Annotated in this window: 24 protein-coding genes and 1 pseudogene; 14 read left to right on the top strand and 11 right to left on the bottom strand. The window is 35.0% G+C overall.

The features are described 5' to 3' along the window. Window positions 1-95: 95 nt before the first annotated feature. The 3 genes from WHA_RS05880 to purE all read right to left on the bottom strand — a co-directional run bounded on the left by WHA_RS05880 (window position 96) and on the right by purE (window position 6,059). Window positions 96-2,750 (bottom strand): 2-oxoglutarate dehydrogenase E1 component, encoded by a 2,655-nt coding sequence (locus WHA_RS05880; protein WP_015589501.1) that lies wholly within the window; start codon window positions 2,748-2,750, stop codon window positions 96-98. 992 nt (window positions 2,751-3,742) lie between these two features. Then, window positions 3,743-5,560 carry a DNA mismatch repair endonuclease MutL gene (gene mutL / locus WHA_RS05875; protein ID WP_015589500.1) on the bottom strand — a complete coding sequence of 606 codons (1,818 nt, stop codon included), beginning with the start codon at window positions 5,558-5,560 and terminating at the stop codon, window positions 3,743-3,745. Between the two features lie 7 nt (window positions 5,561-5,567). Beyond that, window positions 5,568-6,059, bottom strand: a complete 492-nt coding sequence (gene purE, locus WHA_RS05870) for a 5-(carboxyamino)imidazole ribonucleotide mutase (RefSeq protein ID WP_015589499.1) — start codon at window positions 6,057-6,059, stop codon at window positions 5,568-5,570. Between the two features lie 436 nt (window positions 6,060-6,495). Between purE and WHA_RS05865 the strand changes: the two genes are divergently transcribed. From WHA_RS05865 to WHA_RS05825, 9 genes are all read left to right on the top strand, one after another. Next, window positions 6,496-6,792, top strand: coding sequence for a helix-turn-helix domain-containing protein (locus WHA_RS05865; protein WP_012673420.1), 297 nt, complete (start codon window positions 6,496-6,498; stop codon window positions 6,790-6,792). Window positions 6,793-6,852: 60 nt separating this feature from the next. Continuing rightward, on the top strand, window positions 6,853-7,260 hold the full coding sequence (gene rpoZ / locus WHA_RS05860; RefSeq protein WP_007548528.1) for a DNA-directed RNA polymerase subunit omega: 408 nt from the start codon (window positions 6,853-6,855) through the stop codon (window positions 7,258-7,260). Window positions 7,261-7,288: 28 nt separating this feature from the next. Next, window positions 7,289-7,534 (top strand): monovalent cation/H+ antiporter complex subunit F, encoded by a 246-nt coding sequence (locus WHA_RS06675; protein ID WP_015589498.1) that lies wholly within the window; start codon window positions 7,289-7,291, stop codon window positions 7,532-7,534. Window positions 7,535-7,540: 6 nt separating this feature from the next. Further along, complete coding sequence (gene mnhG / locus WHA_RS05850; protein ID WP_006279703.1) at window positions 7,541-7,828, top strand: monovalent cation/H(+) antiporter subunit G; 288 nt, start codon at window positions 7,541-7,543, stop codon at window positions 7,826-7,828. Between the two features lies 1 nt (window position 7,829). Continuing rightward, window positions 7,830-8,357 (top strand): DUF4040 domain-containing protein, encoded by a 528-nt coding sequence (locus WHA_RS05845; RefSeq protein ID WP_015589497.1) that lies wholly within the window; start codon window positions 7,830-7,832, stop codon window positions 8,355-8,357. After that, window positions 8,350-8,769, top strand: coding sequence for a Na(+)/H(+) antiporter subunit B (locus WHA_RS05840; RefSeq protein WP_006279705.1), 420 nt, complete (start codon window positions 8,350-8,352; stop codon window positions 8,767-8,769). The genes WHA_RS05845 and WHA_RS05840 overlap by 8 nt, the downstream gene beginning before the upstream one ends. Beyond that, the gene (locus WHA_RS05835) at window positions 8,766-9,077 is read left to right on the top strand and encodes a cation:proton antiporter subunit C (RefSeq protein WP_006279706.1); all 312 of its coding nucleotides are present in this window, start codon (window positions 8,766-8,768) and stop codon (window positions 9,075-9,077) included. Before WHA_RS05840 ends, WHA_RS05835 begins: the two co-directional genes overlap by 4 nt. A gap of 138 nt (window positions 9,078-9,215) precedes the next feature. Then, the gene (gene rpoD / locus WHA_RS05830; protein ID WP_015589496.1) at window positions 9,216-11,168 is read left to right on the top strand and encodes an RNA polymerase sigma factor RpoD; all 1,953 of its coding nucleotides are present in this window, start codon (window positions 9,216-9,218) and stop codon (window positions 11,166-11,168) included. Between the two features lie 140 nt (window positions 11,169-11,308). Next, window positions 11,309-12,289 carry an SGNH/GDSL hydrolase family protein gene (locus WHA_RS05825; RefSeq protein ID WP_010082050.1) on the top strand — a complete coding sequence of 327 codons (981 nt, stop codon included), beginning with the start codon at window positions 11,309-11,311 and terminating at the stop codon, window positions 12,287-12,289. A 181-nt stretch (window positions 12,290-12,470) separates the two neighbouring features. On the opposite strand, the pseudogene WHA_RS07585 reads toward WHA_RS05825, so the two are convergent. From WHA_RS07585 to carB, 3 genes and pseudogenes are all read right to left on the bottom strand, one after another. Further along, window positions 12,471-13,059, bottom strand: a pseudogene (locus WHA_RS07585) (IS110 family transposase); the annotation flags it as partial. Continuing rightward, entirely contained in the window at window positions 13,056-13,271 is a 216-nt protein-coding gene (locus tag WHA_RS06670; protein ID WP_006279709.1) for a hypothetical protein, read from the bottom strand. The pseudogene WHA_RS07585 and the gene WHA_RS06670, both read right to left, overlap by 4 nt. 164 nt (window positions 13,272-13,435) lie before the next feature. Further along, window positions 13,436-16,891 (bottom strand): carbamoyl-phosphate synthase large subunit, encoded by a 3,456-nt coding sequence (carB, locus tag WHA_RS05815; RefSeq protein WP_015589495.1) that lies wholly within the window; start codon window positions 16,889-16,891, stop codon window positions 13,436-13,438. Window positions 16,892-17,029: 138 nt separating this feature from the next. Here carB and WHA_RS06955 point away from each other — a divergent pair, with 138 nt between their 5' ends. Next, entirely contained in the window at window positions 17,030-17,203 is a 174-nt protein-coding gene (locus WHA_RS06955; RefSeq protein WP_167471214.1) for a hypothetical protein, read from the top strand. 132 nt (window positions 17,204-17,335) lie between these two features. Here WHA_RS06955 and WHA_RS05805 read toward each other — a convergent pair whose 3' ends face one another. Together WHA_RS05805 and WHA_RS05800 are read right to left on the bottom strand one after the other, a co-directional pair. Beyond that, window positions 17,336-18,091 (bottom strand): SDR family oxidoreductase, encoded by a 756-nt coding sequence (locus WHA_RS05805; protein ID WP_041573551.1) that lies wholly within the window; start codon window positions 18,089-18,091, stop codon window positions 17,336-17,338. Further along, window positions 18,078-18,893: a YihY/virulence factor BrkB family protein gene (locus WHA_RS05800; RefSeq protein ID WP_015589493.1), complete on the bottom strand. Its 816-nt coding sequence runs from the start codon at window positions 18,891-18,893 to the stop codon at window positions 18,078-18,080. Before WHA_RS05800 ends, WHA_RS05805 begins: the two co-directional genes overlap by 14 nt. Before the next feature lie 135 nt (window positions 18,894-19,028). Between WHA_RS05800 and WHA_RS05795 the strand changes: the two genes are divergently transcribed. From WHA_RS05795 to WHA_RS05785, 3 genes are all read left to right on the top strand, one after another. Further along, the gene (locus WHA_RS05795; protein ID WP_015589492.1) at window positions 19,029-19,349 is read left to right on the top strand and encodes a TrbC/VirB2 family protein; all 321 of its coding nucleotides are present in this window, start codon (window positions 19,029-19,031) and stop codon (window positions 19,347-19,349) included. Between the two features lie 20 nt (window positions 19,350-19,369). Further along, on the top strand, window positions 19,370-19,726 hold the full coding sequence (locus WHA_RS05790; protein WP_015589491.1) for a TrbC/VirB2 family protein: 357 nt from the start codon (window positions 19,370-19,372) through the stop codon (window positions 19,724-19,726). 207 nt (window positions 19,727-19,933) lie between these two features. Continuing rightward, a complete protein-coding gene (locus WHA_RS05785) occupies window positions 19,934-20,254 on the top strand; it encodes a TrbC/VirB2 family protein (RefSeq protein ID WP_012673416.1) in 321 nt (106 codons plus the stop codon). Window positions 20,255-21,063: 809 nt separating this feature from the next. Here WHA_RS05785 and recF read toward each other — a convergent pair. The 3 genes from recF to WHA_RS05770 all read right to left on the bottom strand — a co-directional run bounded on the left by recF (window position 21,064) and on the right by WHA_RS05770 (window position 24,239). Then, window positions 21,064-22,143 (bottom strand): DNA replication/repair protein RecF, encoded by a 1,080-nt coding sequence (gene recF, locus WHA_RS05780; protein ID WP_015589490.1) that lies wholly within the window; start codon window positions 22,141-22,143, stop codon window positions 21,064-21,066. Window positions 22,144-22,159: 16 nt separating this feature from the next. After that, window positions 22,160-22,627 carry a thioredoxin-dependent thiol peroxidase gene (gene bcp / locus WHA_RS05775; RefSeq protein WP_015589489.1) on the bottom strand — a complete coding sequence of 156 codons (468 nt, stop codon included), beginning with the start codon at window positions 22,625-22,627 and terminating at the stop codon, window positions 22,160-22,162. A 184-nt stretch (window positions 22,628-22,811) separates the two neighbouring features. After that, window positions 22,812-24,239, bottom strand: coding sequence for a sensor histidine kinase (locus WHA_RS05770; protein ID WP_015589488.1), 1,428 nt, complete (start codon window positions 24,237-24,239; stop codon window positions 22,812-22,814). A 66-nt stretch (window positions 24,240-24,305) separates the two neighbouring features. On the opposite strand from WHA_RS05770, the gene WHA_RS05765 reads away from it, so the two are divergent. Continuing rightward, entirely contained in the window at window positions 24,306-25,481 is a 1,176-nt protein-coding gene (locus tag WHA_RS05765; RefSeq protein ID WP_015589487.1) for an aspartate aminotransferase family protein, read from the top strand. The last annotated feature ends 7 nt before the right edge of the window (window positions 25,482-25,488 follow it).

Raw genomic sequence — 25,488 nt, 5'->3', positions numbered from 1 at the left:
CGTTTTCTATTGCGCCTGGCTGCAGCGCGTGATGCAACCGGATTCAAGTGTCAGCTACTTTTATAGCACCACTTCTGCTTCAATAACTGTAAATACTAAGCGATCTGTCTTAAAATCTCCTCTTGTTGCTGAGCATGGACACTAGCATAACCACATGCAGGAGATGCAGCAGCAGGTCTCGCGATACACTTAGGTCTTTTTGCTTGAATATCGAGATTGGACAACACTTCTTCTATCAATGGGTTGACAAAAAACCATCCTCCCATATTTTTTGGTTCTTCTTGACACCATATAATTTCAGCGTTTTTGTACTTTTCAAGTTCATTACTTAGTTTATCTGCAGGAAACGGATAGAATTGTTCTAAACGTATCACTGCTATATCGTTTATTTTTTGTGTTTCAAGCATTTCAATTATATCGTAATAAACTTTACCGCTGCATATTACAACTTTTCGTACTTTATCACTTGAAACTAAACCTTTTCTACATTCTGGAATCACCGTGAGGAATTTTCCTTCAAAATCGGATAGGTTAGAAACTGCTCTTTTATGACGCAGTAGTGATTTAGGTGTAAACACTACTAAAGGCTTGCGAAAGTCTCTATGCATTTGTCTGCGTAAGACATGGAAGTAATTCGCCGGAGTGGAACAATTAACTACCTGCATATTATCCTCTGCGCAGAGTTGCAAAAATCTCTCTATACGTGCGGAGCTATGCTCAGGTCCCTGTCCTTCATAACCATGAGGCAGCAATAAAACTAGACCGCTTGATCGCAACCACTTTGTTTCTGCAGATGCGATAAACTGGTCGATCATAATTTGTGCACCATTTGCAAAATCACCAAATTGCCCTTCCCAGAGCACCAGTGAATACGGGGAATCAAGACTATATCCATATTCAAAGCCCATTACAGCATACTCTGATAAAGCGCTATCTATGACCTCAAAGTGAGCTTGCTTTTCATTTATATTGTTTAGCGGAATAAACGCTTCTTCTGTTACCTGATCAACAAGCCTTGAATGACGGTGCGAGAAAGTTCCACGACCAGAGTCTTGTCCTGATAAACGCACTCCTATTCCTTCTGTGAGCAGTGATGCAAACGCAAGACTTTCGGCAGTTGCCCAGTCTATATTACTACCGGAATTTATGCTGTCTATTCTGCCATCAAGTATTTTTCTAACCTTATTGTTAATATTAAAGCTACTTGGGATGTTGCTATTTATATGTACACCTAATTTTTTCAACTCATCTGGCGGAACATCAGAATCCGTGTAGTATTCGCTCAAATCGTTCAACTTTGCTCTTCTTAATTTTGACCACACTCCACCGAACCAGTCAGCTTTTTTTGGAGTATAAGCCGCTGATTCAGCAAGACTTTTATCTAATTTTGCCCTAAACTCACTGCGCAATTTATTTACCTCATCACCACTTAATACTTTCTCTGCGATCAACTTCTCTTCATACAGTGTTCCTGGAGTTTTATGCTTTGATATTACCTTATACATGAGTGGCTGAGTGAAATTCGGTTCATCACCTTCATTATGGCCATATTTGCGGTAACATATTATGTCAATCACTACGTCCTTTTTAAATTTCTGCCTATATTCCATCGCCAGACTTGTAGCAAAACTCACAGCTTCTGGGTTATCTCCATTAACGTGAAACACTGGAGCTTCTATTGATTTTGCTACATCAGTACAGTAAAAAGAGGATCGCGCACAACACGGATTAGCAGTAAAACCAACTTGGTTATTAATAACAATGTGCACAATGCCATCTACCTTATAACCTTCAATATTGCTTAAGGTTAGAGTTTCAGCAACCACTCCTTGGCCGATGAAAGCCGCATCACCATGAATTGATATGCCAAGCACAGATCTTATATTCTGTTTTGCTCTTATTCTTCCAGCCAAAACCGGATTTACCGCTTCAAGGTGAGATGGATTAGGGCATAAACTTAAATGTATTTTCTTACCACTGGCAAGTGTTTGATCAGAAGAGTAACCAAGGTGATATTTAACATCACCGGACACCTCAAGACCACCTGGATATGCAAGATTGCCTTGAAATTCAGATAGCATTGCCGCATATTCTTTGCCCATAACTTTGGTTAGAATATTGAGTCGTCCGCGGTGAGCCATGCCAAGAACTATTTCTTCAATACTAAAAGCTGCAGAATCACTAATGATTCTCTCAATTGCAACGATAGCTGATTCCCCACCTTCGATAGAAAAACGTTTATATCCAGGAAATTTCATATGGAGAAATTGCTCGAACATCTCAGATTCAATTAAGTGCCTCAGTATTTCCTTTTTATCTTGTGAACTCAGCGTATAGTTTTGATTTTCGATCTTTTCCTGCAGCCACATCCTCTCCTCATAAGAGGAGATATGCATAAATTCAAAACCGATGTTCTTGCAGTAAATATCTCTATAGATTCCAGCGTCACTTGCCGGATATAGATTCGAATATTTCTGATAATCTACTTCCTTATTCACATTGGGTGATAACGGATTAAGATCCGCAAAAAAATGACCGTAAGATCTGAAAAAATTTGCTAAACTAGAAACTGAATCATCCACCTTAGTTACATGTTGTGCACCGCAGGTCTCCGCTTTATTAACTTCTAAATTGCTTGAAAAAATTCTATACCAATCCTCCCCGATTGATTTATCACCCTGCAAATAACGGCTATACATTTCTTCCACAAATTCTGCATTATCACCATAAAGGCAGCTTAAACTCGACATAATCACTATAAAAAGTATCAAATACTTATAAGTATAACTTAAGTTTTTTAAAAAAGAACTTTTTTAGTTTCTATACGTCATACCGCGATTCATTCGCAGTATCTCTTAGCCGCTAACAAGCAGCGGGATGACGAATTACTTAACCATCATCTACACCGTCATACCGCGATTCATTCGCGGTATCTCTTAACATAGATCCCCTACTATACCTTAACATAGATCCCGCTAACAAGCAGCGGGATGACGAATTACTTAACCATCATTACACCGTCATACCGCGATTCATTCGCGGTATCTCAAAGCATAGATCCCTTACTTAACCGTCATACCTTAACATAGATCCCGCTAACAAGCAGCGGGATGACGAGCTTATCGTCACGCCGCCACGAACCGTCATACCGCGATTCATTCGCGGTATCTCAAAGCATAGATCCCGCTAACACGTAGCGGGATGACGATTGTCGTTTAGCTATAAATATTAAGAAATTTACCAAATAAAAAAAAGGCAAAAGAAGCCCCGTGGTTGGCTAATTACTTACATTATACTTTCAAGTATGGCGTTTTTTTATTCTAAACGCTTAATAACCGCGATTTAGCTGCTTTTTAATGCAACTAACCTTTAGTCATAAATGTTTAAGAAATTTACTAAACAGAAAAAAGGCAAAAGAAACCCTAGGGTAGCTAATTATTCACTATCCATTTTTTAAGTTGGCGTTTTTTGATGTTTTAAATGCTTTATAAGCGTATTTCAGCTTGTATAGGTAAAAACCTAGAAATTTGATAAAGACATAGAGTGCACATAGTACAAAAAATTAAACATGAGACGCCAGATACGTTGAGTTTTTTTGTCATTTAATCTGTACAGAGAAGATAAATAAATAGCTTCACTTTCATGATAAGGGGGCTGACGGAGTTTGTCAAGGAAGTTTTTTCGTTTAATCCGTTTCTATGAGCTACTTGGATGACGAGGTTACATATTTATGGCAACCTCATTACCTACGCTCAAAAAGTTTTTCAATATCACTGAGTTTCATTTCTATATAAGTTGGTCTTCCGTGGTTGCATTGCCCGGAATATGGGGTTTTTTCCATTTGTCTCAGCAGCTCATTCATTTCATCTAACCTCATTTTTCTACCCGCTCTAATTGATCCATGACAAGCGATAGTGGCCAATATTTTGTTCACTTTATCTTCTACTGGCAATGTATCTTCTATTTCCGTTAATCTATCAATTATGTTAATTAGCATCTCTTTCACATCTATTGCTCCCAAAATTGCAGGGATTTCTTTTACTATCACTTTATTCTCTGATTTGATTTCAATATCAAAACCCATTTCAAATAACTTATCTTTATAGATTTCAATCATCTCCATTCCGGCTTGATTTTTGATTTCAACCGTTTCAGGAAGAAGTAGTTTTTGTCTTTTTATACTTGATTTTTGTTTTAGGCATTCATATACTAATCTCTCGTGGGCTGCATGCTGATCGACTATAATCAATTTGTCCCTTACCTCTGCAATAATATAAGTATTATAGACCTGACAGCGTGCAAACCCGAGCGGGTGGCTCTCTATCAAATCAACTTGCTCTAATACCTTTTTTTCTAGAACCATAGTCTCCGCTTGTGATGGTAATTTCTGTATGCCGGTATAATCAAACGATTTTGACTGTTCTGATAAGCTTTTTACTCTTTCATTTGGAGAAGCAAATTCTTTTATTAGTTGATTTTCAAAAGGACTTGGCCTTCTTTCATTTTGAACATTAGGTTTATCAAAAGGATCTGGCAATGTTGAATCCATTTTCTTGTCATGCGCTAGAAAGGTGCCTATCCTTCTTGACAATGCTTTAATTAATCCTCTTGTCACTATCTCATATATGAGCTTCTTATTCTGAAACCTTACTTCTGACTTATTTGGATGCACATTTACATCTACTTGATCATAAGGTATCTCTAAATGTAACGCTGCGAAAGGATACCTATCGCTTGGAATAAAATCATGATATGCATACCTAACTGCGCCAATAAGTAGATTATCTTTGATTGGCCTTCCATTAACAAACGTATAGATCTGAGTTGACTTACCACGATTGACGGTCGGTTTACAGATGTGTCCCGTAAGTTTAATGCCGTCTTCTTCTTCATTAATCTCCAGAGAACTGCCCTGAAATTCTTCTTCTACTTCACACAATCTATGAAATAACGAAGTCTGCTTAGCGTATTTTAAGAGCTTTTTATTACCTGAATTGAAAGTAAACCCTATATGATAGTTAATCATTGCTAGGTTATTTACAATATCAACAATGCTTTGAGTTTCTGCTCTTTCAGTTTTTAGAAATTTTAGTCTATTTGGAGTGGCAAAAAATAAATCTCGTACTTCAATATGTGTACCTTGTGATAAAGAGTAAGGAGTTTGCTCCCCTATTTTCTCTCCACCCTCATAACTTATAGACCATGCTTCATTTGCTTCTCTTGCCTTAGACGATAATTTTATCCTACTTACTGCTGCTATTGAAGGCAGAGCTTCTCCTCTAAAGCCAAGATGCTTGATTTCTATCAACTCATTGTCGCTCAATTTTGAAGTAGCATGGCGCATAAACGCAAGTTCTAAATCGTTTTTTTCTACTCCGTTACCATCATCTGTCACAATAATAAGGTTACGCCCACCACTTTCTATTTTGATCTCTATTTCTAAACTTCCAGCATCTATTGCATTTTCCACTAATTCCTTTACTACACTTGCTGGCCTTTCTATCACCTCCCCCGCTGCTATACGGTTTATGGTTTTTGTGTCTAAAAGAATTATTGCCATAGATTTATTATGAAACTGGTTTTTCTTTTACTTCTTTGGTCTGTTTCTCTCTCCACTTTTTTAACCTACCTGCAATTTCACTGTTGGAAATTGACAATATAGATACGGCAGTAATGGCAGCATTATATGCTCCATTTTCTCCTATAGACATGGTTGCAACTGGAACACCCTTTGGCATTTGAACTATAGAGAGTAGACTGTCCAGCCCATTTAATTGTTTACTATGCACAGGAACGCCGATAACTGGTAAACAAGTTAGTGACGCAACCATACCAGGTAAATGAGCTGCACCTCCTGCACCAGCTATAATAACCTTAAAACCTTCTTCTTGTGCAGATTTAGCAAAATTGAAGAGCCTTTCTGGTGTTCTATGTGCAGATATTATGAATATGTCATGTGAAACTTCTAATGCTTTTAACATATCGACGGTATGGACCATAGTAGTGTAATCTGACTCACTTCCCATAATAACAGCAATATCTTTTTTTATTTTTGTCATATTCAACACAATTTTACTTACTAACTAAATAATGTTCCAGCTAAAAAGCAACAAATATTTAAATTATATTATAAATATAATATATAGAATTCTCGTTAAAATAGAAATTTTAAAAATTTAAATAAATATTTATATTAAGATATAGAGATATAAACTTCTTATGTAAGATAAATTTATAAAATAATTATTTTTGTATTTCAAGCTTTGTAATCTTAGCTTGTTCTTTCTATAAATGGTTTTTTCAGATAGACTGATGGTAAAATGGTAATTTAAAATTACTAGAAATTTGATAAAAATATTAATATATAATCAACTTAAAGTTTTAAATATTGATATCATATAATTATTGACAAGTTACATGATATTAATATCTTGGTATATTAAATATTATGTTATAATATTTAATAAAGTTAATTGATATGTGAGTGTAAGAATTATGGAAATAATATCGTTAAATAACTTAGACAGTGCAGGAATAAAAACAAAGTTGCTTTATATAATAAATAAAATTGTAGAAAAAAATGCTTGGACTCAGGCTTTTGCAGCTGAGAAACTTGGTATTGATCAGCCAAAGGTATCACAAATTAAAAATGGTAAAATAGATGGTTTTTCTTTAGAGCGATTGTTAGGATTTCTAAAAAAACTTGATCATGAGATAACAATCACGATGACAGAAAGCCAAGAAATAAAATCTGAGGCAGAAAAAGTAAAACATGAAGTTGAATCGCAATAGATACAAAGTTGACAACTTGTTTTTTGTGATATAGTATAAAACTTATTAAGGTAGTATCTTATGGCTGAGTCTATTGTAGAAAAGTGTATAGAACGGGTAAGTAACCGTTTCAAATTGGTTCTGTTGGCAAGTCAAAGAACACATGATTTAAATACAGGGGCAAGTAATCCAATTCAAGCAGCTAAGTTTAAAGGTCATAAAAATACCATAGTTTCCTTACATGAAATAGCAGGAAAACAGGTGGATACTCATGAGCTGTTTAGCCTTTTGGTAGGTAGATGCAAGGAATACATGAAAGGAAATATGAATAATGTTTACAGCAGTAATACAAGTAAGCTAGCGAATTTATTAAATTTTTCTGATAACACAGACCTTGATGCAAGTCAAGAAAGCCAAGATTATGAAGTGGATGGTGAAATAGATGATGAAATAAATGATCAAGATGGCGATGAAGAAGTATCCGTTTAGAAATCTACTGAAGTTACATAGTCTTTAAATGATTTGCATTGCTATCTATACACTGTTGTCCTGTATGAGTGTAATGTTGTGTTGCATAGTGTCTAAGTCAAATGATGTGTACAATAAGGTTTTAGCGTTCAATAATTTCTCAACGCAAGTAGTTGTACTTATAACAGCAATATCAATCATTCTGAATAATTTTTTTTTAATTGATATAGCATTGTTGTATGCTAGCGTTAGCTTTATATCAACTATAGCACTAATGAGATTAATGTTGTTTTGATAATTTATGATAGGATCCATTTTCATATTTTTAGGTATTTGTTTGATAATTATTTCAAATATAGGGGTGATCAGATTTCCTGATTTCTATACTAGGTTACATGCAGCAGGTATTACAGATTCTAGCGGTGCAACGTTATTGTTAATTGGTTTTGCTTTGCAGAATGGATTTTCAATCAATACTGTTAAAATAGTATTATTAATTTTTATAATATGGGTAGCTAACTCAACTAATAGCTATATTTTAGCGCGCACTCATTATAAAGTTAAGAAAAAAACTGTTAAAGAAGGCTAAGGTGTTAGAAATATTAAATGTAGTGTTACTTTTGTTGTTACTAACAGTTACGGTTTTTATAGTTTTCTCGCGACATTTAGTCGTAAGTGCTGTTCTAATGTGTGTATTTAGTTCACTGATTGCGCTTATATACTTAATTATGAATGCACCTGATGTTGCAATTACTGAAGCTTCTGTTGGTGCGGGGCTCAGTACAGTTTTTACGTTTGCAGCACTCTCCTTGATAAAGAATCATAAAGTAAATCTATCTCATAACCCTATAACGCTTTTTTTTATGTTATTTCTGGCTGTATGTTTGTCATATTTTATGATTCAATTGCCAGATTTTGGCAGCCACAATGCTCCGATCCACTTGCATGTTGCTCCTTATTATGTGGAAAATACCGAAAAAGCTACCGGTATTCCTAATATAGTGACAGCTATTTTGGCAAGCTTTCGTGGTTATGACACGTTTGGAGAAACTATAGTAGTTTTTACTGCTGCGCTTTGTATAACGTTGATATTAAAAGAAGAAAAAGAAAATGATTAAAGATCCGATATTAAATGCAGTAACATTTTTGATGATACCTTTTATCATTTTATTTGGTTTATACATACAATTTCACGGTGATTACACTCCGGGTGGAGGTTTTCAAGCAGGAATAATTATTGCCTCCGGGATAATATTATATTCAATGCTATTCGGTGTATCTACAACTCTAAAAGCAATACCTTATTCTGTGATTAGATTGACTAACGTGTTAGGTATTTTAATTTATGGAGGAACGGGCGTTGCAACAACTTTACTTGGCCAAAATTTTTTATCTTATGATATCTTGTTAACCAATAATAGAACCGGTCAAAAATTAGGTATTTTTTTGGTGGAATTAGGTGTAGCATTTACTGTCTGCTCCTCTATGTTAATTATATATATAAATTTTGCTCGTAGGAAAAAACAATGACTTTATATAATTATACGATTATTATTGTATTAATGGTGCTAGGTTTATATATTATTATAAACGATAAAAATTTAATCAAGAAAATGATAGGGGTAAGCGTCTTCCAAGCATCTGTTTTGTTATTTTACATATCTCTAGGATATATAAAAAGTTCCTTGCCTCCTATATTGGTTTCAAATTTTTATTCATATAGCAATCCTATACCCCATGTTTTAATGCTTACTGCTATAGTGGTTGGAATTGCAACATTTTCAGTTGGATTATCCATAGCAGTAAAAATGGAAGAAAAGTATGGAACAATCGATTAAGACAAGTGTACATAAATTAACAGTATCTTAAACTATATGAAGTAACAAATAGCCACAAGTTAAAAGTAAAATTATAGACTTGCTCGTTGTAAGTTTGTTTGTTAATAAGAAATAAAATTATAAACTATAAAGGTAATGATGTCAACTATTAATGATGCAGAAGATAAGAAAAAAATTATCAAAGATCTGGCAACTAAGAGTATAAAAAAGGGTGGTTTTATCACCTTTGATGATATAAATGATAAATTATCAGATGAAAATTTTTCGTCTGACTTTATAGATGATGCTATATCTTTATTGCAGGATTCCGGAATTAATGTGCTTGAAAGTAGCGAAGATAAAGAAGATATTCCTTCCAACAGTGATGATAGTAAACTTGATGATGATGACACATCGCCAAATGTTACTGCAACTTTAGTACAAAATGATGATCCAGTGAGGATTTATTTACAAGACATGAGCTCCGTAAAGCTTTTATCAAGGGCAGATGAAATCGAGATAGCAAAAAAAATTGAATCTGAAAAGCATAACATGTTACGTGCAATAATTGAAACATCAGTAACATTAAAGGTGATAAAAGTATGGCGTGATGATTTAAGTAATGGAGCTCTCTTACTGAGAGAAATTATAGATCTGGATGCAATTTATAACTCTGATTTTAATGTGGTACCCAAAGAAGAAAGTGAAGAGAGTGAAGAAAGTGCTGAAGATGTTGAGGATTCTGAGGATGTTTCTGAAGATGCTGAGTACTGTAGTGATGATGAGAAAGATAGTAAAAAAAGTGATGATGAGAAAGACGGTAATAATGAAGATATAAGTTCAGTCAATTTAAATGTTTCTATTCTTGAAATGGAAAGTGACTTATTGCCAAAGGTCATAGTTGCATTGGATGAGATAATTACTTTAACAAATGAAGCGTTGATATTAAGAAAAAATTCTAAAAATTCCTCTAATGAGCTAGAAAATTTGTATAATCAAATATGGTCTATAGCATTACAAATTAAGTTAAGTGATGCTGCTGTTGCCAGAATTACACAAGAACTTTATAAGATAAATAGATCCATTACGCTTGAAGAGGCTAATCTTATTGCTGAGGCTAGAAAATACGATATCGATAGAGAAAGTTTCTATAAAGTTTATGATGACGTGCTTTTAAAGCACGAATTGAAAAAGATAAGTCTTTTAAAGATCAATGAAAATCAGTCCTCTTTTACAGGTGAATTAAAAAACAAATTTTTAAGGTTTATAGACGATAACTCTGAACATATAGCTAGTACCTTGAACGGTATTAAGCAGCATATACAGGAAGATAACGTACAAGAATTTAAGGAGCTAATCAAGAGAATACAAAAACACGAACGAGAAGTCTCTGAAGCAAAGCAAGAAATGATTAAGGCTAACTTAAGGCTAGTAGTTTCCATTGCTAAGAAGTATTCAAAAAGAGGCCTTGATCTGCTTGATTTGATACAAGAAGGCAATATTGGTCTTATGAAGGCCGTGGATAAGTTTGATTACAAACGTGGATATAAATTTTCAACTTATGGCACTTGGTGGGTAAGACAATCAATCACTAGAGCAATACCTGAGCAGTCTAAAGTAGTTAGAATACCAGTTCATATGGTGGAAATTATCAGTAAAATCAACAGAGCATTAAGAAAGATGACTCATGAGATGGGAAGAGAGCCGACGTTAGAGGAATTGAGTGTAGAACTGACAATGCCACTGGAAAGAATACGCAAAGTTATGAAAATAGCAAGGGATCCAGTAAGTCTTGAAGCTCCAACAGGAAAAGATGATAGTAGTACCTTTGGTGATTGTATAGAAGACAAGCGAGTCTCCAGGCCAGAGGATGCTGCAATACTTGCTGACTTGCGTGGCATTACAACCAATGTTCTTGCAACTTTAACACCAAAGGAAGAAAGAATTTTAAGAATGCGTTTTGGCCTTGGTAAAGATGGGAAGGAACATACCTTAGAAGAAGTAGGAAAAATTTTTAATGTAACACGTGAGAGAATTAGGCAAATAGAGGCAAAAGCACTGCGCAAGTTGAAACATCCAAGCCGTGCTAGAAAACTTAGAGGGTTCTTTTAAGTATACGTGTCAAGTTAAGAAGAAGCTGATTTTGCCCGGAAAAAGTGGAGAGCAAGTTAGGCCAAAGTTGTATAATTTCACCGCTATTTTTCTTTTTCTATGAATCTAATGAAACAACATGCTAATCTACGGTAAATATTATGACAAACAAAAATGACAATTCTAATTCAAAGTATAGAAATTTTTATGTTCTGGGTGATAGCTTATCCGATAATGGCGCAATCATTGGAATTTTAAATAATTTATCCTTTGCAAAAAGCGTAAAATTTGATGATCCTTTTTATCAAGGAAGATCTTTTAGCAATGGCCCTACTGCTGTTGAATATATAGCAAAATATTTAGATTTAGATGAATTTAAACCTGGGTGGAGTTATTCATTTTTTGGGAGATGCCACGAACAGCAAGGTCAGAATTACGCAGTTTCATATGCAACAGCATCTGAAATTTTTGACCCTATTTTTTCTTATTTCTTCAATAAATTTCGTTTAGCTAACCAGCTAGATGCGGTAATTAAACATCATCCAGATATAGGTAAAGAAGATTTATTTTGCATCATAATCGGCGGAAATGATGTTATGGTTGCCACTGCTTATGACGATACTAAAGCGGAAGAAGTGTTGGAACAAGCAGTGAGTGAAATATGTAATGCACTTAAGGTTCTAAATGAACATGGTGTTAAGCATGTAGTTGTTGCAAATGCACCTGAAGTTGGCTCAATACCAGCTTTTAATAGAGATGAAGAAGCAAGGGAACTAGCTACAAAGCTCACGGAGAGTTTCAATGCAAAACTGGCTAAAGGCTTAGATTATATGAAGAAAAGTACAAATCTTGAAATAAAAGCATTTGATCTTAACTCTAAAATGAGAAGTATGTTTAGCGAATACAAGAGCAAAGGTTTAAATTGTCAAGATGCATGCACATCGAACATTGCAGACCAAGTTGGGAGATTTAAAGAAAATATAAAAATACTCTTAAAGTTGATATTTAAAGGGGAACTTGACGTTCACTATAACCCTGGGTGTAGCAAAGAAACACTAAAGGATTATTTCTTTTTTGATTATTTCCATCCAACTGCGGAACTTCATCATGAAGTTGGTAATGAAGTGTATGAGTTGATTTGACACAGTTTTTTTGAACATATCCTTTTAAATAGTAACCAGACTGCATTCTGTGATTTTTAGCAAAACACGATCTTTCATTTGAGCTTTCTTCAATTTAAAATAAATACAGAAAATTGCTGCCTATAGCTAAACTGACTTAGATTTACCGACAATTTGAAAAACCGTCATCCCGCTACTATATAGTTATTGATATATATTTTCTTTTAAGCTCTTGGTTTTGATCGATAAATGTAATCATTTCATCTTCTAAAGTTTTAATTTGATTACGTAAAATTGCAAGAAGTTCCTCTATTTGTTTGATTATAGATGTATCAGTTACCTGTTGGATTTGGGTTTTTTGTATTTTTGCTATTTCTACAAGTTGGTTTCTACGAGATAATTTTTGTTTCAAGCAATCAATATTACCATTACTAACTGTTAAAGGAGTAACACGCATATCTGTATTATTAATATAACGTGAGATGATACTGCAGTCTATTTTATCAGTTTTTGTAGTAATACCAAGGCTTTTAGCATAGTCTCTCCCACCTTGGTTGAATGACGTACACTTCAAAACCATTGCTTAGTAAAGTATAGGCACATAATTTTTCGTATCCACCAGTTGCCTCAAGACCAATTTTGGTTACATTATGCAAACGTAAAAAGTCCAGCATTTCATCAATGGATTGTACATTGTTTTCAAATATTTTATAATGCTCAAGTGGGTGAATGTGGAGATCTAATTTACTTTTGCTAACATCAATGCCAGCAATAATGTTTGATGAATTCATAATTCCTCCGTAATAATAACATATACTGCATTTTCCAGCCTTATATACGAGCCTAAAAGCTCAATCAGTTGTTCGGAACTTTCAGTATAATAAACCAGAGAAGAGAACCTTGCTGAACAACGATTCTTATAATCAAGGGGCGTGACGGTTCCTCTTCTCTGTGTGTCTTTAATATCACTACTTTGATATTTATAAAGACTTGTTCTTAACATATAAGGGAAGTGTCCTCTAGGTAAGATTGTGGAGTATTCGTTGTAGCATTTGGCTGTTCAATTACGCTAGTTGATTCTTTAGGTATACTATTTCCTTCAAAATTTCCATCTTTTTATTATGTTCTCTTTAGCATTTTGAGAGTGAATTATTCTAGTTTTGATATTTAACCGTTTTGTATCTGCTGTAATGATTTCACTTCCAATTTGCTATTCTTTACATATTGAATTGCAAGCACTAACGCTTTACTCCCAGAAGCTGTGGTACTGTAAGCTATATTTTGCAAAATAGCAGTTCTCCTGATATCTTTGCTATCTGAAACTGATTTCACACCTTTTGAGGTATTGATCACTAGATTTATTTTTCCATCTTTGAGCATATCAACTATGTGGGGTCTGCCTTCTCTTACTTTATTTACAGCTTGTGCAGCAATGCCGTTATTGTTCAGATACGAAGCTGTGCCTTTGGTGGCATATATTTCAAAACTCAGTTCTTTCAACATTCGTACAACAGGCAATATATACTCTTTATCATCATCTTTTACTGAAACCAGAGCTGCTCCTTCTGTTGGTAACTTGTATCCTGCAGCCATGTGCACTTTTGCAAGTGCAGCTTCGAAAGATGAGTCGATTCCCATCACTTCTCCTGTTGATTTCATTTCAGGACCAAGTAAAGTATCCACTCCTGCAAAGCGGGTAAATGGAAAAACAGCAGCTTTAACTGCAAAATGATTGAAAGGCTTGTTTTCCTGATTCAATTTTTTACCCAAAATAACCTGAGTGGCAAGCTTTGCAATAGGAATATTGATTACCTTGGAAATAAAAGGAACTGTGCGACTAGCCCTTAAATTCACTTCAAGTATGTATACATCACTAGACCTCTTGCATAACTCGATTTCTGAAGGCAATTTTGTCGTCAAAGCTTGTCTGCGCTCCTCAAATACATTCGAGTATTCTGTGGTGCTCATCTGCACTTTTCCTAAAGATTTCTCATCACAAACAGGTTCTGCAAGAGGTCTATTCTCTTGAACAGCAAACTGAATGTTTATCAGACCTTTCACTTTTAATGCTAATGCTATTCTTTCAGTTTGTAGCTTAATCTCTTTTATTACTTCGTCACTCAATGTATTTGTCGGTATTGAGCATGTTGAATCGCCAGAGTGGATACCAGCTTCTTCAATGTGCTCCATGACCGCTGCAATGAAAACTTTTTCCCCATCACATACAGCATCAACGTCAACCTCAACTGCATTGACTAAAAATTTATCAAGAAGCAGCGATCCGTGTTCAAAAATTTTGGTTTGATTCAAGACATACTCTTTGAAGCTCTGAGTATCGTGTCTAATCGACATAGACTGACCGCCGAGGACATATGATGGCCTGACTACTAGTGGAAACCCCACCTTTTCTGCGTTGGTTAACGCTTCTTCTACTGAATGGCAGATAGAATTTTCAGGTTGTTTTAAATTAAGTTGCAAAGCAAGATTTTTAAATCTCATGCGATCTTCTGCAAGGTCAATAGAATCAAACGAAGTTCCCAGAATTTTGAAACCTCTCTCGTTAAGCACTTTGGCTAACTTTAAAGGTGTTTGACCGCCTATTTGAACTATTACACCAACCAGTGTGCCATTTTCTTGCTCTTTACTTAGTATTTCAAGCACATCCTCTGCAATGAGTGGTGCAAAATATAAACGATCAGCGGTATCGTAGTCAGTTGAGACAGTTTCGGGATTACAGTTGATCATTATTGTTTCATACCCCATTTCTTTGGCGGCAGAAGCTGCATGTACGCATGCATAATCAAACTCAATACCTTGACCAATGCGATTTGGACCACTTCCTAAAATGACAACCTTTTCTCGGTCAGAAATATTCGCCTCACATTCCGTTTTATTTTCAACATCACCCTCATAGCAGCCATACATATAAGCAGTGCTCGATTCAAATTCAGCTGCACAGGTGTCTACGCGTTTATAAACTTGTTTAATGCCAAATTTTTTTCTTATTTCTTCGATTTGTTTTACTCGATCTCCAGCGTGTAACGCTGGCTGGATCCCAGTGTCACGCACTGGGATGACATTAGAGGGTACTGGAATGACAGAGGTAGGTCTATTACTTAACTTTGCTAATCTTGCATCTGAAAATCCCATTTTTTTCATCTCTAACATTTCATATGCAGTCTCAGGAAGGCCGTTTTCCTTGATTTTTTGTTCAGCCAAGATGATTTGCTGTATATTTTGCAGAAACCATAAGTCATATCCTGTAATCGAATTTATTTCTTCTATGCTAATTCCGTGGCGCATTGCGTCAGCAGCAATCAGTAATCTGTTTGGTAGCAATTTTGCTAATTGAGATTTTATGTGATCAATATCAATGTTCTCAGGAAATACTTCATCAAGTCCTGTAAAATCAGTTTCAAGTGAACGGAAAGCTTTCTGTAGTGACTCATTAAAAGTGCGGCCTATAGACATCACTTCTCCCACTGATTTCATGGAGGTTGATAATTCACAATTCTTCCCCTTAAATTTCTCAAACTCAAATCGAGGAATTTTAGTGACGATATAATCAATCACTGGTTCGAATGCTGCTGGTATTATTGGAGCGCAGTCGTTACGTATTTCATCGAGCGAATAGCCGATAGCAAGTTTGGTTACAACTTTTGCAATAGGATAGCCTGTTGCTTTCGAAGCAAGTGCAGAAGAGCGAGAAACCCTTGGATTCATTTCAATTACAACGAGGCTTCCATCTTCTTTAGGATTTACTGCAAACTGAACATTTGCACCGCCGGCACTAACATCAATTTCTTTCAGCACTGCTATAGATGCATTTCTCATTTGTTGATATTCAGCATCACGCAGAGTCAAAGCAGGAGCAACCGTAATACTATCTCCGGTGTGCACTCCCATCGGATCAACATTTTCTATCGAACAGACTATTATGCAGTTATCTTTACAATCGCGGATAACTTCCATTTCATACTCTTTCCAGCCGATAATTGATTCATCTATCTGAACTTCATTTATTGGCGAAATTTTGAGAGCACTTTCTGCGATATTGAAAAACTCCTCTTTATTATATGCTATGCCACTACCTGCACCACCAAGAGTGAATGATGAACGAATGATTGCTGGTAATCCAACGTAATCCAAAGCCTTTTTTATTTGTTCTTGATTTTTTATAATGATACTTTTGGGGTATTTCAGTCCTATTTTATCCATGGATTGGCGGAATAACTCTCTATCCTCTGCTTTTTTTATTGCTTCTCTATTTACCCCTATTAATTCTACGTTGTATTTGTCTAACACTCCATCATCTGCAAGTTTTATTGCACAATTGAGCGCTGTTTGCCCGCCCATTGTTGGCAATATTGCGTCTGGCCTCTCCTTAATTATAATTTTCTCTATGATTTCAGGCAGTACCGGCTCAATATACGTCGCATCAGAAAACTCAGGATCTGTCATTATAGTTGCGGGGTTGGAGTTAACCAAAATGACTTTATAACCTTCGCTTTTTAATACTTTACAGCTTTGCGTTCCGGAATAATCAAACTCGCATGCCTGACCTATAACTATTGGGCCTGCTCCTATTACTAATATAGATTCTATATCTGTGCGTTTCGGCATAATTACAATAACGGTCTCTATTCAAGTAATGTTACCAATCTTTCCTGTATATGTGAATTTTTATTAAACCTATTAGCTAATTACTTTTAGGCTTGACGCATAACTGTACGAACATTGCAATTTGCGTGGCAGATTCCAGTGCTTGACACACAGCTGTACAAACATTCATTTTTGAAGGTAAATTGCACAGCAAATGATGTCATTCAAGTAGCTGACACTGGTTCCTTTATGACGGCAGTGCCCAGAGGTGTCATCCCAGTCTGGGATCCAGAAAACTTAACTTTAAATAAGTGGCTGCATAATAAAGACTAGATTCCAGTGTCAAGCACTGGAATGACACCATAGAGGCACTGGGATGACATCCTTCCTAGTGGAGATTACTCTCAAATCACAATGTTCATACAGTTGTGGGCTTAACGGTATCTTTGCAGATACTATGGTAATTTATTCGGGAGATTTGCTAAGCGGTAAGATTTTTCCTGATATGCCGCAGTCTTCAGAAGCTAATTCCACAAATTTATCTGTTAGTTTATCAGGTGACACCAATTCAGATCCAGGAAATGCCTGCTCACTACCCACAGGTCCTTCCTTGTATACAGCATTTACACATAATTTTGTATGTTTTGTCTCAGATGCATATATCTGCACCATTATTTCTAGTGCAACTTTACTTGCAGCATACGGCATCCAATATGGATAAGAGGAAGGAGAAAGTGTCACTTCTGAGGTCATGAATATCGCTCTTCCAGCATTAGACTTTTTTAGCATTGGATCTAAGTTTTTTAGTAAGTACCAATTGGCAGTAAAATTTGTATTCATTACGTTCTGTAGCTCTTCAATCTCACAGTCATGAATGGGGTTCAGTTTGCCTAAAATTCCAGCACACACAACTAATATATCAAGTGCTCCAGATTCTGATAATTTCAGGCTTTCTATCATGTTTGTCAGTATCTTTACATTCTCAAAGTCTAAAAGATCAAGCTGAATTAGTTTCACAGAGCCTTCTTTAAATTCTTCAAGCTCTTCAATTTCATTATATAGTGGCTTGAGATTATCAAGAGATCTTGAAATCAGAATCACACATGCACCTTCTCTTATAAACCTTTTTGCAACAGCAGAGCCTATTCCACCTGAAGCTCCGGTGATTAAAGCTACTTTACCTTCTAACTTACCCATTTCTTTCTCCTTAGCGAGATCCATTGAAATATTTTAGCTGAAAATTGAATTTTGCTCCATATATAAAAATCAAACTTAGCATATAAAAAAATAGTAATGACACTACCACACCACCTAAACTTCCATATATCAAATCCAGTTGGTCAAAGGAAGCTTTTAAGTATTGCTTAAAAGCTGAAGCAGAAATCGTCCAAAGAATAACAGCTACACAAGATCCAGGAAATACGTCTGATAAATTTTGTTTTATGTTTGGTAACATAAAATATAGCCAAGAGACTACTGTGAAAAGTACAAATTCAATAAGTAAATACCTAGTATAACTTAGCACCTGATAGGAAAAATCAATTAGCATTGGTACTAGTGTAGAAAACACTATAGTTAGAGTTATAATAAGCGTGATTACTAAAAATTGTAATATACTTAGTACTCTTCTTAATATATAAGGCGGCGAAACCGGAACTTTATAGGCCTTATTGAGTATTGTTCTAAGCCCTTCAATTGTCGATGAAGCGGTCCAAACAGCACCTACAATTGCTAAAGTTAGTAAGCTTTGCGGCGGGCCTGATATTATCTCCCTAATACGCGGCATCAAAGATGATAAAATATCCTGTGGCATGTTATCAATGATAAATACCCAGCCAATGTTGTACTGGTCTAAAAAATTTGCGAATGTTGACGCCACAGCCATTAAAACGATGAGAAAAGGAAATATTGATAACAGAATTAAAAATGATAAATACCCTGCATGCTCCACTCCATCATTATGAATTGTGTCAATCAAAGCACGATAAAGGCAATAAACGATGCTGTAAAATTTCTGTAGCACTGTAATATAGACGAACCAAGAAAAGTATTCTAAATGAAATAAAGGATACTTTTAAGCAAAAAATCCTCACCATTTACTTAAATTTAATCAAAGTGAAGGATAATCCAGCATTAAATAGAAATTATCGGAGGCGTAATGAAAAATTTTCTTCTACTTGTGGCTTTAATTCTCTCCTTTGCATTTGATGCAAATGCTGCAAATACTTTTGTTGATAAAAATGATACAACATCATCGGTGATATGCAAGATAATAGGCTATACTCACGGCATAGGCGGACCGATGATCACAATAGTGATAATTGGTGCAGCTTTGCTTGCGATATTCGGCAGAATGCCATGGCCAGCGCTTTTTGCACTCGGTGCGTTCACTGCTGTGTTTTTTGGCGCTCCTGTAGTCGTTTCAAAAATAACACCAGGAGGTGTGATTTGTAAAGACGGTGCAGTAGCGGATAAGTAATAGAAATTATTGGAGGCATAATGAAAAATTTTCTTTTACTTGTGGCTTTAGTTATCTCCTTTGCATTTGATAATGTTTTTGCTAGCAGTGTTACTGATGACGCAACGTCAAACACAATATGCAAAATAGTAGGCTATACTCACGGCATAGGTGGACCGATGATCACAATAGTAATAATTGGTGCAGCATTGCTTGCAATATTTGGCAGAATGCCGTGGCCAGCGCTTTTTGCACTCGGTGCATTTACTGCTGTGTTTTTTGGTGCACCTGTAGTTGTTTCAAAAATAGTACCAGGCGGTGTGATTTGTAAAAATGGTGCAACTGCTTGCCCTGATGGTACCAACTGGGATACAAGTACAGGAGCGTGTAAAAAATAGGCGCTGCAGATTTAGAAAAGCATTAGCTAAACGGTGCTTCTTAAAGGAGCACCATTATTCCACAATTGTATAAATGTTGTCCAAGTGAATAACACTGAGATCCGGGAATTTTTATAAACTGATAGGATGACAAATTTACTAGAACCCTTACCATTTACTCAAATTGCAGAATAATCTAACTTAGGACAGAAATGATTGGAGGGTATAATGAAAAATTTTCTTCTACTTGCGGTTTTAATTTTCTCCTTTGCGTTTGATGCAAATGCTGCAGATGCTTTTGTTGATACAAGTGATACAACATCATCAGTGATATGCAAGATAATAGGCTATACTCATGGCATAGGTGGACCAATGATCACAATAGTGATCATTGGTGCAGCGTTGCTTGCAATATTCGGTAGAATGCCGTGGCCAGCGCTTTTTGCACTCGGTGCATTCACTGCTGTGTTTTTTGGCGCTCCTGTAGTCGTTTCAAAAATAACACCAGGAGGTGTGATTTGTAAAGACGGTGCAGTAGCGGATAAGTAATAGAAATTATTGGAGGCACAAACGTAGTTTTCTTTACTTGAAAGTGGTCAAGCTAACCACTTTCAGTGTCTATGAATACCTAATAAATTCTCTTTCTGTAATCATATCAGTTAAAGTTTAGATTCCAGCGTCACGCGCTGGAATGACAAGGCTTATCGTCATGCCGCCGCATACCGTCATACCGCGATTCATTCGCGGTATCTCATCAGCTAACAAGCAGCGGAATAACGGTTGTCGTTTAGCTATGAATATTAAGAAATTTACCAAATGAAAAAAAAGGCAAAAGAAGCCCCGTGGTTGGCTAATTACTTACATTATACTTTCAAGTATGGCGTTTTTTTATTCTAAACGCTTAATAACCGCGATTCAGCTGCTTTTAAGCCGCAACTAATCTAAATTATAAACATTAAGAAATTTACTGAGCGAAAAAAAAGGCAAAGAAACCCTAGGGTGGCTAGCATTCAAATTCTCCCTTGTCAATTTGACGTTTTTTGCTATCTTAAACGCTTTGTAAGCGCGTTTCAGCTTATATAGGTAGAAACCTAGAAGTTTTATAAAGACATGAAGTGCACATAGTGCAAAAATTCAGCATGATTTACGCCAAATACATTAAGTTTTTTATCATTAATCCACTGCAGAGATTGCGAAGATAAATAAATAGCTTCAGTTTCATGATAAGGGGACTGGCGAAGTTTGTAAAGTAACTTTTGCATTTAATTTAAAGTAAAAAAAACAGAAATGTTTTGGTTTGAGGTTTAATTGCCGGAATTTACAATTGGGAGTTGCCTGTATGAGCTTTGAAAGAGGTACTATTCATTTGATAATTCAAAAAACTTGAAAGAATAAAGATAGCTATTGAAATTATCTTGATTTACATCAGTTATCCAAGTTTGACATTGAATACTTAACACTTCCTCCATTAACGCCTTTCTGTAATGTTTATCCAGATGAGACATTATATCATCAAGTAGAAGAAGTGGTGCCTTATTGTAATGAATACACCTTGCTTTTACACTGGATAAAATAATAGAAAGCAGTAATAACTTTTGTTCTCCAGTGGAGCACAGATTTATTGGTACGTTTCTTTTTTGACAAAAAACCCGGAAATTATCGTTATGCACACCAAGGGTTACTCTACCAGTCAATGAATCTTTTTCTCTGTTTTCCTTTAGACGATTCTGAAAATATTCTGCAGTATCGTCCAAAGTTAGCTGGCTGCTGAATTTCAAACTTGCCTTCGGAAAAAGCTTACTGGAATGGTTATCAATTGTATCTTGTAATATTTTTAAAACAGACGATCGCATATGTAAAATACTAACTGCATTAACGGCCATTATGTTTTCAAGACTAGAGAACCAGTTTTTGTTCAAAATGTTCTCCCTCAATAGTTTACTTCGCTCATGTTTAGCTTTTCTATATTTCATGTAGCAGCAAGTGTAATTTTCTTCAAACAGTGAAACTATACGGTCTAAAAATTTTAATCTGTCACTTGGAGAATTAAGAAGAACATAGTCCATTTGTGGAATCAGCCATATTACATTGGATATCTTATACAGAGATGAATAACTTGATTGCGTTTTTCCATCAATTTGTATTAGTTTCTTATCAAAACTCTTTGCGATACCAATTGAATTAAAATCCGTTCCATTAAAAAAATCATAGTGCACTACCCAATCTTCATTACTGAATCTATTTTGTATCTCACTGGCTTTTGCTTTTTTCATTCCATTGCTTTTAGCAAGCAACGAGATTGCTTCAAGTATATTAGTTTTACCAATACCATTTTCGCCAGTTATTACAACTGAGCTATCATCTGAATCCAGTTCAAAGTTTGAGTGGCTACGAAAATTATGTAATTTCAGCTTTTTTATGTAGCAATGGGTAGCCATTAACCTATTCTTTAGTTTATATTCTCTTTACTTCTTCCAGAACCTCATCAACATGTCCACTAACTTTTACATTTTTCCAGATCTTCACTATTTTACCTTTTTTATCTATTAAAAAAGTAGTGCGTTCTATTCCCATATACTTTTTGCCAAACATACTTTTCTCTACCCAAACACCATATTTTCCCAACATTTCAGCATTCTCATCAGAAACTAAAGAAAACGGCAGAGAGTATTTTGCTTTGAAGTTAGTGTGGCACTTAACACTATCTTTTGATACACCAATTATCACTGTGTCAAGGGAAGAAAAATCATCTATTTTATCTCTAAAGCCTTTTGCTTCCATCGTACAACCCGGAGTATCGTCTTTAGGATAAAAATAAAGAGCTACATTTTTTTTATCAAAAAATTCACTCAGTGATAAATTTTCACCAGAATCTGTTGGTAAACTAAAATCAGGTGCATTATTTCCTACTACTAACTCCATACCTTGCTCCATTAATAACGCTTCTATCTATAGTAGTATATTGTAGTCAGAGTATCAAATTTTATATATAGCTAACACAGATAAGATTCTTGATAGGGGGCTTATTGATAACTGCCTTCTCGGCTTGCCGCTTTTGATAAAGTGTGGTTTTCGTCTGATGTAAGGCCATATCAAATAGATCCTATTAAAAATCAATCGAATCTTCACATGTTTGTTCTTCATAAAAGAAGTTCAATGTTATCGTAGTACCAAGTTTCGCTTCACTTTTAATGTCAAAAGTTCCACCCATTAACTCTACTAATTTCTTGCTTAGCGGTAATCCGATGCCCGTACCTTCGTTTCTATATCCCGAATCTGCTTGGCCAAAAACAGACATAACTTTATATATATCCTGCTGCATTATTCCTATTCCATTGTCATGAAACTCAATGGTTAATAAGTTTTTTTCTATATTTTCTTTTATCACCATTCTTATTAAACCATCTTTAGGAGTAAACTTGATTGAGTTTGATAATAAATTTATTATAACTTGTTTCATTCTCTTGGAATCTGCAATGACTAATAATTGTTTATTAGTCATCTCTTTTTTTAAATTAATCCCTGCTTCTTTTAATTTAGGTAATAGCATATTTACGCATGAATCTATTATTTTGTTCAGGTTAAACTTCACTTTTTCTACTGTTAAACTACTTGATTCAGCTTTAGAAAAATCGAGCACATCATTAATTAAGGCAAGTAAGTGTGTCCCTGCATTATATATATCGTCTGCATACTCCTTGTATTGAGAGTTATCCATTGAACCTAAAGTTTCATTTTTGATCAACTCTGCAAATCCAATAATAGCATTAAGAGGTGTGCGTAATTCATGTGTAACGCTTGCAAAAAACTTTAGCTTGTTTGCATTTTCTTGCTCTAATGCCTCTTTTATCTGCTGTAATTCAATGTTAGTTTTATGTTGCTTGGCCAGCATTTTGGTATTAGAAAAGTGCAAATAGAACATTATTAATATTAAAATTATTAATAATAAGCCTAAAAATATTAAAAATAGGCCATATGCTATAACATAAGAATTATTGTAGCTTCGAAGAATCTTCAAAAAAAACGACGGCTTAGCGCTATTTTCATGGAATATAGGGAAAATAGAAGTTAATGTATTTCCTGTAGTATAAAGTATTTCTTGGTTACTTAATAATTTATCAATTTCATCGTTTGTAAGTAACTGTTCATAATCATAATCTTGAGTGTTAAAATTACTGAATATTATTCTGCCGTTTTGATCATACAGTATTAAGCTGAAATCCTTTACTTTGCTCACTGATTGTAATAATTCAGCACGCAGTTTTACTAGTTGGTTTATGTAGTCAAAATTTTTGTATTTAATGTGATGCTTTTCTATTAGTAAATAATGGTATTTTTTTATTATACCATTTTCTAATACACTTTTTAAGTTTACACTTGAATCACGGTAAGAAGAAAGGAAATTACTCCTTAGTAAATAATTACAATATATCACACTGAATAAAATCATAAAAATTGATGAGAATAATGCGATAACTTTTGTGTATTTGTTTTTTCCCAGTGCAGAAAACATTAATTTACCTATCTTATACATATCCTTACTCATTGCGAAACAACGGCTTTTATGTTATTAATAATAAAATTTAGCATATAATATTTTATGACAATTTCTCCTATTTTGCCAGTTTATTCTCCTATTAACATAAATTTTTCTTATGGTAAAGATATTTACTTGTATGATATTGACGGTAAGCGCTACGTAGATTTTCACTCCGGAATAGCCGTTAGTAGCTTAGGTCACACTAATTCGCGATTAATTAGTGCTCTTAAATTGCAAGGAGAAAAATTATGGCATATATCAAATACCTATAATATACCTGCTGCCAATAATTTTGCAGAAAAATTAATAAACAATAGTTTCGCTGACACTGTATTTTTCTCAAATTCTGGATCAGAGGCAGTAGAATGTGGGCTTAAGATTGCTAGGGTCTATCAAAACGGAAAAGGCAATAAAAACCGTCACAGAATTTTAACATTCCATGGTGCATTTCATGGAAGAACCTTCCTAACTTGTGCTGCAAACGATAAACAGAAATTTTCTGAATTACTGAGTCCCTGTATTGATTGGTGTGATAATATCGAGCCCAATATTGAGAGTGTAAAGAAAGCAATTTCAAGTGATATAGGCGTTATATTAATAGAACCAATACAAGGGCAAGGTGGTATCAAAGTAATGAATGAAGTCTTTATGAAAGAACTAAGAAAGCTGTGTGATGAAAATGACATATTGTTATTTTTTGATTGCGTGCAATGCGGTGCTGGTAGGACAGGAAAATTATTTGCATACGAACATATAGGAGTGGAACCTGATATATGTGCTCTTGCAAAGGGAATAGGCGGCGGGTTTCCGCTAGGGGCTTGTCTTGCGACTGAAAATGCTGCTAAATACATGGCAGTTGGTATGCACGGTTCCACTTTTGGTGGCAATCCGCTTGCAACCTCAGTAGGTAATGCTGTGTTCGAAGAATTGCTCAGTCCTGGCTTTTTGAAAAATGTTGAAATTAGAGGTAAGTATTTAAAAAATAAATTAGAAGACTTAGCAAGTAAATTTCCAATAATAGAAGAAGTGAGAGGGAAAGGGTTAATGCTTGGAATAAAAGTGAAAGCAGACAATCAAAAATTTGCAGAAGAGTTAAGTCATCGTGGTTTACTCACTGTTGGAGTAACATCAGATAACGTTGTGAGAATTTTACCTCCACTAATTATCACTGAAAAAGAGATTGATGAAGGAATTGAGATTCTGGCTCAATATTTATCTGAGAAATCTTCTGATTAGATGCTTG

The sequence above is a fragment of the Wolbachia endosymbiont of Drosophila simulans wHa genome (genome assembly GCF_000376605.1).
GTDB classification, from domain to species: domain Bacteria; phylum Pseudomonadota; class Alphaproteobacteria; order Rickettsiales; family Anaplasmataceae; genus Wolbachia; species Wolbachia pipientis.
The sequence above is the reverse complement of the archived record's forward strand: the minus strand, read 5'-3'. Positions and strand labels throughout refer to the sequence as shown.

Excerpts from the sequence above, each read along its gene's own strand:
- WHA_RS05880 (WP_015589501.1), bottom strand. The coding sequence starts at position 2,750 with ATGTCGAGTTTAAGCTGCCTTTATGGTGATAATGCAGAATTTGTGGAA.
- mutL (WP_015589500.1), bottom strand. The coding sequence starts at position 5,560 with ATGGCAATAATTCTTTTAGACACAAAAACCATAAACCGTATAGCAGCG.
- purE (WP_015589499.1), bottom strand. The coding sequence starts at position 6,059 with ATGACAAAAATAAAAAAAGATATTGCTGTTATTATGGGAAGTGAGTCA.
- WHA_RS05865 (WP_012673420.1), top strand. The coding sequence starts at position 6,496 with ATGGAAATAATATCGTTAAATAACTTAGACAGTGCAGGAATAAAAACA.
- rpoZ (WP_007548528.1), top strand. The coding sequence starts at position 6,853 with ATGGCTGAGTCTATTGTAGAAAAGTGTATAGAACGGGTAAGTAACCGT.
- WHA_RS06675 (WP_015589498.1), top strand. The coding sequence starts at position 7,289 with ATGATTTGCATTGCTATCTATACACTGTTGTCCTGTATGAGTGTAATG.
- mnhG (WP_006279703.1), top strand. The coding sequence starts at position 7,541 with ATGATAGGATCCATTTTCATATTTTTAGGTATTTGTTTGATAATTATT.
- WHA_RS05840 (WP_006279705.1), top strand. The coding sequence starts at position 8,350 with ATGATTAAAGATCCGATATTAAATGCAGTAACATTTTTGATGATACCT.
- WHA_RS05835 (WP_006279706.1), top strand. The coding sequence starts at position 8,766 with ATGACTTTATATAATTATACGATTATTATTGTATTAATGGTGCTAGGT.
- rpoD (WP_015589496.1), top strand. The coding sequence starts at position 9,216 with ATGTCAACTATTAATGATGCAGAAGATAAGAAAAAAATTATCAAAGAT.
- WHA_RS05825 (WP_010082050.1), top strand. The coding sequence starts at position 11,309 with ATGACAAACAAAAATGACAATTCTAATTCAAAGTATAGAAATTTTTAT.
- WHA_RS06670 (WP_006279709.1), bottom strand. The coding sequence starts at position 13,271 with ATGTTAAGAACAAGTCTTTATAAATATCAAAGTAGTGATATTAAAGAC.
- carB (WP_015589495.1), bottom strand. The coding sequence starts at position 16,891 with ATGCCGAAACGCACAGATATAGAATCTATATTAGTAATAGGAGCAGGC.
- WHA_RS05805 (WP_041573551.1), bottom strand. The coding sequence starts at position 18,091 with ATGGATCTCGCTAAGGAGAAAGAAATGGGTAAGTTAGAAGGTAAAGTA.
- WHA_RS05795 (WP_015589492.1), top strand. The coding sequence starts at position 19,029 with ATGAAAAATTTTCTTCTACTTGTGGCTTTAATTCTCTCCTTTGCATTT.
- WHA_RS05790 (WP_015589491.1), top strand. The coding sequence starts at position 19,370 with ATGAAAAATTTTCTTTTACTTGTGGCTTTAGTTATCTCCTTTGCATTT.
- WHA_RS05785 (WP_012673416.1), top strand. The coding sequence starts at position 19,934 with ATGAAAAATTTTCTTCTACTTGCGGTTTTAATTTTCTCCTTTGCGTTT.
- recF (WP_015589490.1), bottom strand. The coding sequence starts at position 22,143 with ATGGCTACCCATTGCTACATAAAAAAGCTGAAATTACATAATTTTCGT.
- bcp (WP_015589489.1), bottom strand. The coding sequence starts at position 22,627 with ATGGAGTTAGTAGTAGGAAATAATGCACCTGATTTTAGTTTACCAACA.
- WHA_RS05770 (WP_015589488.1), bottom strand. The coding sequence starts at position 24,239 with ATGTATAAGATAGGTAAATTAATGTTTTCTGCACTGGGAAAAAACAAA.
- WHA_RS05765 (WP_015589487.1), top strand. The coding sequence starts at position 24,306 with ATGACAATTTCTCCTATTTTGCCAGTTTATTCTCCTATTAACATAAAT.